This window comes from Nocardia sp. NPDC127526 (genome assembly GCF_042672265.1).
GTDB lineage: Bacteria > Actinomycetota > Actinomycetes > Mycobacteriales > Mycobacteriaceae > Nocardia.
In genome coordinates this window covers 166,980-180,193 of record NZ_JBHXVO010000011.1, presented here as the reverse complement: position 1 = coordinate 180,193, position 13,214 = coordinate 166,980, and the positions used below count along the sequence as shown (strand labels likewise).

Here is a 13,214-nt window from a genome sequence, read left to right as displayed (position 1 = left end):
GGCTAGCCCCTGCGGGGGTGCGGGGGTGTCCCCCCCCGGGGGTGTGGGGGTGTCCCCCACAAATCAAACACAGCCCCCACATGCCCGGACGGGAAACCCCCACTCCCGCCCGTATCGAAAGGAACACCCATGACGTTTTCGCGCGCCCTCCGCGGCACCTTAACCGGTGTAGCCGCCGCACTCATAGCCGTCTTCCCCGCCACCGTGGCTCCCGTAGCAGCCACTCCCACCCCAGCCCTGCAATCCCCCAAAACAGTCACCCTCAACCTCCCCACCGCCCCCAACGCCCGCGACATCGGCGGCGTCCCCACCCAGGGCGGCAACGGAAAAATCAAGCCCGGCCTGATCTTCCGCGCCGACGCCCTGAGCAAACTCTCCGAAACCGAACAGCAATCCCTCCTAACCGCAGGCATCACCAAGGTCATCGACTTCCGCAGCCCCACCGAAACCGGCCAGAACCCCGACAAACTCCCCGCCTCCATCCCCCTGCAGTCCCTCCCCGTCTACGACCCCGCCAACGACTTCTACGTCTTCTTCGGCAAAGTCGTCCAAGGCGGCCCCGACTACCAGCAGCAGATGCTAGGCGACGGCAAAGCCGCCGAATACATGCGCAACTACTACCGCTGGATGGTCACCGACCCCACCGCCCGCGCCCAGTTCACCACCGCCCTGCGCGAAATCGCCACCGCCCCCGGCCCTGTCCTCTACCACTGCACCGCAGGCAAGGACCGCACCGGCTGGATGACCGCCATCCTCATGCAGACCCTCAACGTCCCGAAGGGCCAGATCTACAAGAGCTTCCTCGAATCCAACGAGAACCTCGCCGCCAGCAACCAGCGCACCCTCGACGGCCTCGTCGCGAGCGGCCGAGTTACCGACCCGTCGCTGTTCGAGCCGGTCCTGGGCGTCTCCGAAGACTTCCTCGACGCCGCCTTCGACCAGGCGACCCAGACCTTCGGCTCGTTCGACGACTTCCTGTCCACCGGCCTGGGCATCGACGCCGCCACCGTCGAGACCCTGCGCTCCAAGCTGGTCGGCAAGTAACCACCCGATTTCCGAAGGGCCGGCGCCCCGTGGGGAGGCGCCGGCCCTTCGCATGCCCGGAGCCGATCCGGTCGCGGAAGCCATCAAGTCCAGCCCGAAATCCCCTCCACACCAGCGGTTCTCGCCACCCGTCCTGCTGACCGACAACCCCGTCTCAGCCACCGGGACTACCCCCGTCCCCGCGATTCCCCCCTGCCAGTGTGTGAACGGCATCACGCAGGCGAGGTCTCACCCATAACCGACCCGAAACCGCAGCCGCCTGCCGATGCGCGAACCCGGCCCGGATGCCCTTGGTCCGGTCCGATGTTGAAAGGAACACCCCTAGTGACGATTTCGCGCGCTGTACGCGGCACCCTCACCGGCGTGGCCGCCGCGCTCATCGCCGTCTTTCCCGCCACCCTCACCCCCGCGGCGGCGGCCCCGGCCATCTCGATCCTCCCCCAGGCCCCGGCCGACGGCGATTTCAGCCTCACCCGCGCCCCCAATGCCCGCGATATCGGCGGCGTGGCCGCCTTCGCCGGCACCATCAAGAACGGCCTGGTCTACCGCACCGACGCCCTGGACAAGCTCACCGACGCCGATCAGCAGAAGCTGATCACCTACGGCGTCACCAAGATCATCGACTTCCGCAGCCCCACCGAGCGCGCCGCCAATCCCAACAAGGTGCCCGCCTCGATCCCGACCCAGTTGCTCCCGGTCTACGACCCGAACAACGACTTCTACACCTTCATCGGCGGCATCATCACCGGCGGCCACGACAAGCAGCAGGACATGCTGGGCAATGGCAAGGCCGCCCAGATCATGAAGGACTACTACAAGCTGTTCGTCACCGACGCCACCATGCGCGACCAGTTCGGCACCGCCCTGCGCGAGATCGCCAGTGCCTCCGGCCCGGTGCTCTACCACTGCACCGCCGGCAAGGACCGCACCGGCTGGATGACCGCCATCCTCATGAACATCCTCGGTACCGATCAGTTCACCATCTTCGACAACTTCCTGGAGTCCAACGACCGCCTGGCGGCCAGTAACAAGGCCACCCTCGACGCATTGGAGAAGCAGGGCCTGATCAAGGACCGCTCGCTGTTCGAGCCGCTGCTGGGCGTGCAGCGCGAGTTCCTGCAGGCGTCGTTCGGCCAGGCGGCCATGTCCTACGGCTCGATGGAACGCTTCATCTCCGACGGCCTGGGCATCGACCGCGCGACCATCGACACCTTGCGCGACAAGCTGATCCAGCGGCCCGGCCTGCCCGGCACCAACTGAGCTTCGGCGACCGCTGCTAGATCAGAATGCCGACGCTGTCTACCGGACGGCGTCGGCATTCGCTTGTCCGCCCCATGTCCGGGACAGGCGTCCGTTTTACATGCGAAAATTCCCATGGTGCAGGAGATCTGGCAGCTCGACGGGCGGCGCACCCGCTCCGTCAGCGCGGAGAACCCCACCGGAGCGCCCGGCGGGGGCGGACGCGCCATCTCCGGCACAGGTGCTTTCGCGGCGGCGGGGCTGGGCCGCGGCTGGAAGGTCTCGCCCTCGATCGATCTCGCGCCGGGTGAAACCGTCACTCTCGCCGATATTTCCGGCCCGGGCGTCATCCGCCACATCTGGCTCACCACCGACCGCGCGCTACTGCGCGACTTCACGCTCCAGATGTTCTGGGACGGTGCGCCCGACCCCGCCGTCGCGGTACCGCTCGGCGACTTCTTCTGCAATGGCTGGCCGCATCTGGCCCTGGTCAACTCCCAGATGATCGTGGTCGCACCGGCGGGCGGGCTGAACAGCTACTGGCCCATGCCGTTCCACAGCCATGCCCTCATCACCCTGCACAACGGGGCCGAGCGCACCGCGCCGGTCTACTACCAGATCACCTACCTCGAGGAGGATCTGCCGGATTCGTCCGGTTATCTACACGCACAGTGGCGCTGCAGCGATCCCCTCGGCGCTCCCGCGGTCCATCCGATCATCGAGGTGACCGGCGGCCCGGGCCGCTACGCCGGCACCTATTTGGCCATCGAACCGCGCGCGCCCGGCTGGTGGGGCGAAGGCGAGCTGAAGTTCTATCTGGACGACGACACCGAATTCCCGACCATCTGCGGCACCGGTACCGAGGACTATTTCGGCGGCGCCTGGAATTTCGATCTCGACGGCATCCAACTGCCCTACTCCACCCCATATCTGGGCCTGGTGCAGGTGCAACCCCGCGATCGCATCTACGAACCGCAGCAGCGCTTCGGAATGTACCGGTGGCATATTCCCGATCCGATCTGTTTCGAGCACTCGCTGCGCGCCACCGTCCAAGCGCTGGGTTGGCGCGATGACGGTCACTACCTGCCGCTCGAGCACGCGCATGTCTCGACGACCGCCCTGTGGTATCAATCGGTCCCGCACTCCCCCTAATGGAGTGACATCCCCCTATACGGGTGATTGCTATTGCGTAAAACGCACCGGGCGAGGACCGCTGGGGTGCATGGTATTTGTATGCGCGCGTTGCTCGTCGAGAAGCCTGGACAGTTCTCGGTCGAAACGGTGCCGGATCCCGCGCCCGGTCCGGGCGAGGCGGTGATTCGGGTCGACGCGGTCGGCATTTGCGGGACCGATATCCATATCGTGGCGGGCGAATTCCCGCCCACGCCCTATCCGATCGTGCCGGGGCACGAATTCGCCGGGGAAGTCGTCGCGCTCGGCGCGGAGGCGGCGGGCGTGCGGATCGGTGATCGGGTGGCGGTGGATCCGTCGCTGTTCTGCGGGCGCTGCCATTACTGCGCCATCGGGCGCGGCAATCTGTGCGAGAACTGGGGCGCCATCGGCGACACCGTGGACGGCGCCATGGCCGAATACGTGAAAGTGCCCGCCGCCAACTGCTATCGGCTGCCCGGGCATCTACCGGCCGCGCACGGCGCCCTGGTGGAACCGCTGTCGTGCGCGGTGCACGGATTCGATGTGCTGCCACGGCGACTCGGCGCGCACTACCTGATCTACGGCGCGGGCACCATGGGGTTGCTCATGCTGCAGTTGGCCATTGCCGCCGGGGCCGCGTCGGTGTCGATGGTGGACACCAATGCGAATCGGCTGGCGGTGGCGCGCACCCTCGGCGCGGACGCCGCGTCCGTCACCGCCGACGAGCTGGATCGGCCCGAGGGCTGGGAGATCGTCATCGAATGCAGCGGGGCGATTCCCGCTGTGGAGGACGGGCTTTCCCGGGTGCGGCGCGGCGGCACCTATCAGCAGTTCGGCGTCGCACCCGCGGCGGCGCGGGCGGCGATCTCGCCGTTCCGCATCTACAACGACGAGATCACCATCATCGGATCGATGGCGGTGCTGCACAGTTTCGGACGGGCCGTGGACCTCATGGGCGAGGGCGTCATCGACGCGGAAACCATGATCACCCACGACTTCTCGCTCGATGAATTCGCCGACGCCCTGCGGACCTTCCGCGGCGGCGCCGGACGCAAAATCCAACTGCACCCGCACCGAGGGGCACGATAGACGGGTAGGGGCCAATGACGGTCGTTGCCGGAGTGGACTCGTCCACACAGTCCTGCAAGATCGTGGTCTGCGATGCCGACACCGGAACGGTGCTGCGGCAGCGGCAGATTCCACACCCGGACGGGACGGAGGTACCGCCCGCCACCTGGTGGGACGCGCTGCGCGCCGCCTGCGACCGGATGATGCGCGATGTGGAGGCCATAGCCGTCGCCGGGCAGCAGCACGGGCTGGTGGTGCTCGATGCCGCCGGCCATCCGGTGCGCGACGCGCTGCTGTGGAACGACACCCGATCCGCCGAAGCCGCCACGCAATTGGTGTCGGAGCTGGGCGGCCCGCAAGCCTGGGCCGACGCGGTCGGCAGCGTGCCCCTGGCCGCCCACACCGTGGCCAAACTACGCTGGTTCGCCGATCACGAACCCGAACTCGCCGACCGCACCTCCCAGGTGCTGCTGCCGCACGACTACCTGACCTGGCAGCTGCGCGGCGGCGACCCGGACACCGTCCCCACCACCGACCGCGGCGATGCCTCCGGCACCGGCTACTGGTCCCCCGCCGCGGGGCGCTACCGCACCGACCTGCTGTCGCTGGCCTTCCGCGGCCGCACCCCCGCGCTGCCCCGGGTACTGAACCCGGCGGAGGTGGCCGGGCATACCCCGGGCGGGCGCGTGGTGGCCGCCGGCACCGGTGACAATGCCGCCGCCGCACTCGGTCTGGGCATCGAGGACGGGGATGTGGTGGTGTCCCTCGGCACCAGCGGCACGGTGTTCACCCGGTCCCCGCGCCCCAGCGCCGACCCCTCCGGCGCGGTCAATGGCTTCGCCGACGCCACCGGGGCGTTCCTGCCCCTGGTGTGCACCCTCAACGCGGCCCGGGTGCTGGATTCCACCGCCGCCCTGCTGGGCACCGACGTCTCCGGCCTCGAGGTCCTGGCGGCCCAATCCCCCGCCGGCGCGGACGGTCTCACCGTCCTGCCCTATCTGGCCGGTGAGCGCACGCCGAATCTGCCGCACGCCACCGGCAGCATTCACGGCCTGCGCCCGCACACCATGCGCCCGCACCATCTGGCCCGCGCCGCCATCGAGGGCATGCTCTGCAATATCGCCGAAGCCTTCGACCGGCTGCCCACCACGCCGCACCGGATCCTGATCATCGGCGGCGCGTCCAAGTCCCGCCTCATCGCCCATGCCGCGGCGACCATCTTCGGCCGCACGGTCGCGGTCCCGCATCCGAGCGAATACGTGGCCCTGGGCGCGGCCCGCCAGGCCGCCTGGGCGCTGCGCGGCGGCCCCCGCCCGCCGCGCTGGCCCGCCCCCGCGGTGACCGAATTCCATTCCCTGGCACCCGGTATCGGCGATGCGATCCGCCGCCGCTACGCCGATATCCGGGACCGCTACTACCCGTAGACGACCGGCGTCTCGGAGAGGTACTCGTCCCAGGTGGCGTGCCGGTGCAGATAGGTCCGGATGGCGTCGCGGGCGATCTCCTGTTTCGATCTGCCCTCCACCATCGCCTGCGCGCTCAGCGCAGCCTCTTCATCCGCGCTCAGCCGCAAAGTCCATGCCACCGCGAATTAATACCACCCCGGAGCCGTTCTGTCCGATTCTCGTTCGTGGCGAGATGGTTAACGCCCGGCGACAGGCTGCACCCGCGTGGATTCTCTGCCTGATCGAGACCGCCGCCTGACACGCTGTTGACCGGAATATCCGCAGTTCTGACGCAGAATGGTGGTGAATCCGCTGATCACGTGGCCGGTCCGATGGGAGCCCGATATGCACGATGACCGCCGATTGCTGGAGGACCGCTTCGGGCGGGTGCTCGATCGGATCGTTCCGGCGATCTATCCGGAGTCGGTGCCGCTGCGGGTGTCCATCTGGGACGCGCCCGATGAACCGGTGCCGGTGGCCGAGGGGCTGGCCGCGCCGCGGACGGCGGTCGAATCCGGGGCGCGGTGGGGTGCGCCGTGGGGGACGAGCTGGCTCACGGTGGAGGGGACGGTGCCCGCCGAGTGGGCGGGGAAGACCGTCGAGGCGATCATCGATCTCGGGTTCGACCGGAATATGACCGGATTCCAGTGCGAGGGGCTGGTTTACCGGCCGGACGGGTCGCCGGTCAAGGGGTTGCATCCGCGCAGTCAGTGGGTGCGGATCGGGTCGCCGGTGGCGGGCGGCGAGCACGTGCTGTTGCACGTCGAGGCGGCCGCGAACCCGGTCATTCCGTTCTTCGCGCCGACCGGGCTCGGGGAGAAGTCCACCGCCGGGCACGAGCCGCAGTATCGCCTGGGCCGGATGGACCTGGCGGTGTTCGACGACGAGGTCTGGCAGCTGGTGCAGGATCTCGAGGTGCTCGGCGAGCTCATGCACGAGATGCCCGACGATCCGGCCCGGCGCTACAACATCGTGCGCGCCCTCGAGCGGGCGCTCGACGCCGTCGACCTCCAGGACGTGAACGGCAGCGCCGCGGCGGCGCGGGCCTGCCTGGTCGAGGTGCTGGCCGCGCCGGCGGTGCCGTCCGCGCACCGGATCTCGGCGGTCGGGCACGCGCACATCGACTCGGCGTGGCTGTGGCCGCTGCGCGAGACGGTGCGCAAGGTCGCGCGCACCACGGCGAATATGACCGCATTGCTCGAGGCCGATCCCGAGTTCGTCTTCGCCATGTCGCAAGCGGCGCAATACGACTTCATCAAGCAGCATCGGCCCGAGGTGTACGCGAGGGTCAAACAGGCGGTGGCGGAGGGGCGGTTCGTGCCGGCCGGCGGCATGTGGGTCGAGTCGGATACGAATATGCCGGGCTCCGAGGCCATGGCGCGGCAGTTCGTGCACGGCAAGCGATTCTTCCTGGAGGAGTTCGGGATCGAGAATCGGGAGGCCTGGCTGCCCGACACCTTCGGCTTCGCCGCCGGGCTGCCGCAGATCATCAAGGCCGCCGGTTCCGAATGGCTGCTGACGCAGAAGATCTCCTGGAGTCAGATCAACCAGTTCCCGCATCACACCTTCCTGTGGGAGGGCATCGACGGCACCCGGATCTTCACCCACTTCCCGCCGGTCGACACCTACAACTGCACCATGCACGGCCGCGAGATCGCGCATGCCGCACGGAATTTCAAGGACAAGGGCCGCGCCTCGATGTCGCTCGCGCCCACCGGTTTCGGCGACGGCGGCGGCGGGACGACCCGGGAGATGGTCGCCAAGGCCGCCCGGATGCGGAACCTCGAAGGCTCGCCGAAAGTGCTGTGGGACAAGCCCGCCGACTTCTTCGCCAGGGCCGCGGCCGAGTACGAGAATCCGCCGGTGTGGGTGGGCGAGCTGTATCTGGAGCTGCACCGTGCCACGCTGACCAGTCAGGCGAAGACCAAACAGGGCAACCGGCGCAGCGAGCATCTGCTGCGCGAGGCCGAGCTGTGGGCTGCCACGGCCACGGTGCGCAAGAACGCCGACTACCCGTACGAGGCTCTGGACCGGCTCTGGAAGACGGTGCTGCTGCATCAGTTCCACGACATCCTGCCGGGTTCGTCGATCGCCTGGGTGCACCGGGAAGCCGAGCAGACCTACGCGAGGGTGGCCGAGGAATTGGGAGCGCTCATCGAGCAGGCTCAATGGATCCTCGGCGGTGAACGCGTGGGCCCCAATGTCTTCAACCCGACCCCGCACACCTGGCGAGGTGTCCGGGCCGGTGCGGCCGCGCCGGTCGACCCGGTGCACCGGTGCTCGGTGGCCGAGCGCCCGGCAGGCGGCTTCATCCTCGACAACGGCCTGCTCCGGGTCGAAATCGACGCGCGCGGCCTGCTGGTCTCGGTCTTCGACCACGAGCACCGGCGCGAAACCCTCCCCCCGGACTCCCCCGCCAATCTGCTTCAGCTGCACCAGGACCTGCCCAACTCCTGGGACGCCTGGGATGTGGACCTCTTCTACCGGAACCGCGTCACCGATCTCACCGACGCGGACTTCGTTGCCGCCGACACGGATTCACCGGATGCCGCGATCGTGCGCACAGGCCGCTCGTTCGGCTCCTCGAAGGTCGAGCAGACCATCGTGCTGCGCACCGGCGCCCGCGGCATCGAGATCGACACCAGCATCGACTGGTACGAAACCGAGAAATTCCTCAAACTGGCCTTCCCCCTGGACATTCACGCCGACCGCTACGCCTCCGAAACCCAGTTCGGCCACCTCTACCGGCCCACCCACATCAATACCAGCTGGGAATACGCCAAATTCGAAGCCTGCAACCATCGCTTCGTCCATGTGGCCGAGCCGGGCTGGGGCGTGGCCATCGCCAATGACTCCACCTACGGCCACGATGTCACCCGCACCGTTCGCCCCGACGGGGGCACCACGACCACGCTGCGCGCCTCCCTGTTGCGCGCCCCGCGCTTCCCCGATCCCGAAACCGACCATGGCTCACACTATTTCCGCCATTCACTGACCCCGGGCGCCTCGATCGGCGACGCCGTCCGCGAGGGCTACCGCATCAACCTCATCCCTTCCGCACCCGGCGTGGCCGAGTCCGTCGATCCCCTGTTCACCATCGACAACGACGCGGTGGTGACCAGTGCCGTCAAGCTGGCGGACGATGGCAGCGGGGATGTCGTGCTCCGCGTCTACGAAGCCCACGGTGGTCGGGCGACCGCACTGGTGAGTCCCGGCTTCGACGCCACCGGATTCACCGTCTGCGACCTCCTGGAACGCCCCCTGCCGCCCGGTGATTCCGCCCTCCAGGAACCAGCGGGAGTCCGACTACGGCTGCGCCCGTTCCAGCTCATGACCCTGCGCTTCACCCGGTCCCCCGAGACCAGCTGATCAGTACTCCAGTAGGGCATGCCGCGGTACCACGGGCCGATGTGCTTGCGGGCCTTGGGTTTCTAGCGTCGGGCCATGCGTAAACGGGCCCTAGTTCTGCTGACCTGCATTGCCGCGGTGTTCCTCGCCGCCTGCACGACCGGCTCATCGACGTCGGTCTCCGTACCGCCGGACCTGGTCGCTCGCGGAAATGCGGTGCGCGGTGATCTCGACGCGCTGATCCGCGCGGGCGCTGTCGGAGCCCTCGCCACGCTCACCGACCAGGACGCCACCACCGTGGTGACCTCCGGCCTCGCCGATATCGCCTCCGGGACACCGATTCCCACCGATCCGCCCCAGTACGTCCGGGCCGGGAGCATCACCAAGACCTTCACCGCCGCGATCGTGCTGCAACTGGCGGCCGAAAACCGGATCGACCTCGACCGATCGATCGACACCTACTTGCCGGGGCTGCTCATCGGCGACGGCGTGGACGGGCACGCCATCACCGTCCGCCAGATCCTCGGGCATCGCAGCGGATTGCCCGCGCCCGCCAAGTCTCCGGAGACCGACGAGTTCGAGGCGGCGAAGGACGGCCGCACCTTTACACCCGCGCAGGAGATCGCCCTCGCCCTGCGGTATCCCGCGCAGTTCGCCCCCGGCGCCCGGTTCAAGTACACCAACACCAACTACATCGTCGCCGGGATGCTGATCGAAGCCGTCACCGGGCGCGCCTACCCCGAGGAGCTGCGCGACCGCATCCTGCACCCGCTGGGCTTGTCGGACACCTATCTGCCGGCGACCGGCGAAACCGGTCTGCGCGACCCGCATCCGAACGGGTACACCACCGTCGACGGCACCGCCACCGACGGGACCCGCATCGAACCGTCCCTGTCGTGGACCTCGGGCGCACTGGTCAGCACCGGCGCCGATCTCAATCGTTTCTACACAGCGCTACTGGCCGGACAGGTGGTGCCGCAGCGCCTCCTGCCTCAAATGCTGGACGGCGTCGACATGGGCCGCGGCGACGGCATGTCCTACGGGCTCGGCGCCGGATACACCCAACTACCGTGCGGCGCACAGTATGTCGGCCACGTCGGAAACATCCACGGCTTCACCACCATCTCCGGCGCCACCGCCACCGGCCGAGCGGTCACCGTCACCTACTCCGGATCCCCCACCGCCAGGGATATCGGCGCCCTGCTCACCCACGCACTGTGTGACCGAACATCCGCAGTAGGGTGATCATCGCCGAGCCTCACACCATTTCCGGGTAGATGTCGCCGAAGCGGGCGCCGCACGAGGTGCAGGCCCACTTCGGGGAGCCGGGGCCGATGCAGCATCCGCCCAGCACGATCTCGCCGCGGTCGGCGCGGGCGGCGGCGATCCGGGCGGGGAGGCCGTAGACAATGGGCTTCGGGGTTCTTCCGCAGGTGGGGCACGATGGGGTATCGGATCTATCAGTAGCCATACCGGAACCTCGTCACCGGCGACAATGATCGTTACGGCGAAGTTTGCGTGTGAAGTGGCGTACCGGTGAGTTGCGGAGGCGATCCGATGATGCGGCGGGAGCGACTGGGGGCGGGGACGTTTCGGCGGATCTACGATCCGAGCGAGACCGACGGGGAGCCCTGGTACATCAATGATCACACCGTGGTGCGGGATGCGAGCGGGCGCTGGCATCTTTTCGGCATCACGCATGCGGAGCCGGCGGATCCCTTCGACGAGACGGAATTCGCGCACGCCAGCGCGGAGCACCTGCACGGGCCGTGGACCAAACACGCGACCGCGCTCACGGTGGATCCCGACTACGGCGAAACACATTTGTGGGCGCCGTTCGTGGTGCGCGACGGCGAGCGGTATTTCATGTTCTACGACGGCGGCGGAATCGACCGCACCGCGACGGGAATGAACCTCGCGACATCCACGGACCTGTTCCGGTGGACCCGGTGGCCGGAAGGCCCGCTGTTCCGGGACGGCTACGACGCGCGCGACCCCATGGTGACGCGCATCGGCGGCGAATGGGTCATGTACTACTGCGCGACCAGCACCCCCGAGGGCGGCAATCACGTCGTCGCCTATCGCACGAGCCGGGATCTCGTGCACTGGAGCGAGCGCGGCATCGCTTATACCGATCCGTCGCGCGGCACCGAGGCGGGCAATACCGAGTCACCGTTCGTGCTGCGCCACGACGACCACTGGTATTTGTTCATCGGCCCGCGGCCGGATTACGTCGGTACCGAGATCTTCCGCAGTACAGACCCTTTTCACTTTCGCCCGGCCGATCTCGCGGGTCATGTTCCCGCGCATGCCGCCGAGATCATCAGCGACGGCGACCGGCGGTGGGTCACCTCGGCGGGCTGGGCGCAGGGCGGAGTCGGCCTGGCCCCGTTGATCTTCCCGCACTGATCGATTCTTCCGGATTCGACCGTGGCGCGCGCACGGGACTGGGATTCTGAAAGGGAGTCGAGAATCCACCCATTGCGGGGAGGAAAGCCATGGCACGTATCGGCGTGATCAGCATTTCCGACGGCCGCGACTATGTGCACGGGGGAATCGTCGGATTCATTCGGACCGTGGAGGATCGGCTGGTCGCCGAGTTGACCGCGGCGGGCCACACCGTGGTGCGCGGGGAGGAGCCGGTGGGCAGCAATGAACAGGCGGTCGCCGTGGCGCGGCAGGTGCAGGCGGCGGGGGTGGACCTGACCGTGCTGCACTACGCGGTGTGGGCGTTCCCGCACTTCACCATGCTGGCCGCGGGAGCCTTGCGCGGCCCGCTGCTCCTGCTGTCGAATATCGATCCGGTGCAGCCGGGCATGGTGGGGATGCTGGCGGCGGGCGGGGCGCTGGATCAGATCGGGCGGGCGCACGCACGGCTGTGGGGCGATCCCTCGGACCCGGAGCTGATCGCGGCCATCGGCGTCCGGGCGCGGGCCGCGGCGGCGGTGGAAAGCCTGCGCGGCAGCACTTTCGGGCGGATCGGCGGCCGGCCGATGGGGATGAACACCGCGGTGGCCAATACCGATCAATGGCAGCGATCGTTCGGGATCGATGTGGAGGAGATCGATCAGTGGGAGATCGTGCGCCGCGCCGAGCTCGCCGACGGCGGGGAGGCCAAGGGCGCGCGGGAGTGGCTGGAGCGGTATGCGGGCGGGGTGCACTACGACGGGCGCAAGCTCACACCGGAACTGCTGGAACGCCAGATTCGGTCATATCTGGCCATGCGTGACCTGATCGCGGAATGGCATCTGGACTTCTCCGGCATCAAGGGCCAGCCGGAGCTGACCCAGTACTTCGCGACCATGGATATCGCCGAGGCGTTCCTCAATGATCCCTACGACTGGAACGGGCCCAAACACCCGCACGTGTGCGCCACCGAGGCAGATATGGACGGCGCGCTCACCATGCAGCTGCTCAAGCAGATCGCCGGGACGCCGGTGCTTTTCGCGGATGTGCGGCACTATCACGCCGATCGCGATATCTGGGATCTGTGCAATTCCGGGCAGCACGCCACCTGGTACGCGGCGCGCAGCGACGATCCCGCCGACAATCTCGCGCGCGTGCACCTGTATCCGGAGGTGTTCTTCTTCCCGGCCGGCGGCGCGTCCGTGCATCATCTCGCCGCGCCCGGGCAGATGACCCTCGCCAGACTCACCCGCAAGGACGGCGCCTACCGGATGCAGGTGATGCTCGGCGATTTCGAGACCTACGACGAGGCGACCAATGAGGCGCTCATGAAGCAGTCCACCCGGGAGTGGCCGCACGCCTTCGCCAGACTGGACGCCGAGGCCGGGGACTTCCTGTCGCGGTTCGGCGCCAACCACATTCACGCCGTCCCGGGTGATCACCGCGCCACCGTGCGCACCGCGTGCGAACTGCTGGGCGTCACCCTCGACGAGTTCAGCAGGGCGAGCTGAC

The 13,214-nt window shown here is 68.1% G+C and carries 11 protein-coding genes; 9 read left to right on the top strand and 2 right to left on the bottom strand.

Features of this window, described 5'->3' with window-relative positions:
* The first annotated feature begins 129 nt into the window (after window positions 1–129).
* The 5 genes from ACFVIV_RS20505 (at window position 130) to xylB (ending at window position 5,927) form a co-directional block, all read left to right on the top strand.
* Complete coding sequence (locus ACFVIV_RS20505; protein ID WP_379198503.1) at window positions 130–1,044, top strand: tyrosine-protein phosphatase; 915 nt, start codon at window positions 130–132, stop codon at window positions 1,042–1,044.
* 324 nt (window positions 1,045–1,368) lie between these two features.
* Window positions 1,369–2,304: a tyrosine-protein phosphatase gene (locus ACFVIV_RS20500; protein WP_379198501.1), complete on the top strand. Its 936-nt coding sequence runs from the start codon at window positions 1,369–1,371 to the stop codon at window positions 2,302–2,304.
* 114 nt (window positions 2,305–2,418) lie between these two features.
* Window positions 2,419–3,435 (top strand): glycoside hydrolase family 172 protein, encoded by a 1,017-nt coding sequence (locus ACFVIV_RS20495; RefSeq protein ID WP_379198499.1) that lies wholly within the window; start codon window positions 2,419–2,421, stop codon window positions 3,433–3,435.
* An 81-nt stretch (window positions 3,436–3,516) separates the two neighbouring features.
* Window positions 3,517–4,524: a zinc-dependent alcohol dehydrogenase family protein gene (locus tag ACFVIV_RS20490; RefSeq protein ID WP_379198497.1), complete on the top strand. Its 1,008-nt coding sequence runs from the start codon at window positions 3,517–3,519 to the stop codon at window positions 4,522–4,524.
* Window positions 4,525–4,538: 14 nt separating this feature from the next.
* Window positions 4,539–5,927 (top strand): xylulokinase, encoded by a 1,389-nt coding sequence (gene xylB, locus ACFVIV_RS20485; RefSeq protein ID WP_379198495.1) that lies wholly within the window; start codon window positions 4,539–4,541, stop codon window positions 5,925–5,927.
* Here xylB and ACFVIV_RS20480 read toward each other — a convergent pair.
* Window positions 5,918–6,088, bottom strand: coding sequence for a hypothetical protein (locus ACFVIV_RS20480; RefSeq protein WP_379198493.1), 171 nt, complete (start codon window positions 6,086–6,088; stop codon window positions 5,918–5,920). The two genes, xylB and ACFVIV_RS20480, sit on opposite strands and share 10 nt — an antisense overlap.
* A 205-nt stretch (window positions 6,089–6,293) precedes the next feature.
* Here ACFVIV_RS20480 and ACFVIV_RS20475 point away from each other — a divergent pair, with 205 nt between their 5' ends.
* Together ACFVIV_RS20475 and ACFVIV_RS20470 are read left to right on the top strand one after the other, a co-directional pair.
* Window positions 6,294–9,317: an alpha-mannosidase gene (locus ACFVIV_RS20475; RefSeq protein WP_379198491.1), complete on the top strand. Its 3,024-nt coding sequence runs from the start codon at window positions 6,294–6,296 to the stop codon at window positions 9,315–9,317.
* A gap of 75 nt (window positions 9,318–9,392) precedes the next feature.
* Entirely contained in the window at window positions 9,393–10,541 is a 1,149-nt protein-coding gene (locus tag ACFVIV_RS20470; protein WP_379198489.1) for a serine hydrolase domain-containing protein, read from the top strand.
* Between the two features lie 13 nt (window positions 10,542–10,554).
* On the opposite strand, the gene ACFVIV_RS20465 is transcribed toward ACFVIV_RS20470, so the two are convergent.
* Window positions 10,555–10,767, bottom strand: coding sequence for a hypothetical protein (locus ACFVIV_RS20465; RefSeq protein WP_379198487.1), 213 nt, complete (start codon window positions 10,765–10,767; stop codon window positions 10,555–10,557).
* Window positions 10,768–10,853: 86 nt separating this feature from the next.
* Between ACFVIV_RS20465 and ACFVIV_RS20460 the strand changes: the two genes are divergently transcribed.
* Both ACFVIV_RS20460 and ACFVIV_RS20455 read left to right on the top strand, forming a co-directional pair.
* Entirely contained in the window at window positions 10,854–11,705 is an 852-nt protein-coding gene (locus ACFVIV_RS20460) for a glycosyl hydrolase family 32 (protein WP_379198485.1), read from the top strand.
* An 89-nt stretch (window positions 11,706–11,794) separates the two neighbouring features.
* A complete protein-coding gene (locus ACFVIV_RS20455; RefSeq protein WP_379198483.1) occupies window positions 11,795–13,213 on the top strand; it encodes an L-fucose/L-arabinose isomerase family protein in 1,419 nt (472 codons plus the stop codon).
* The last annotated feature ends 1 nt before the right edge of the window (window position 13,214 follow it).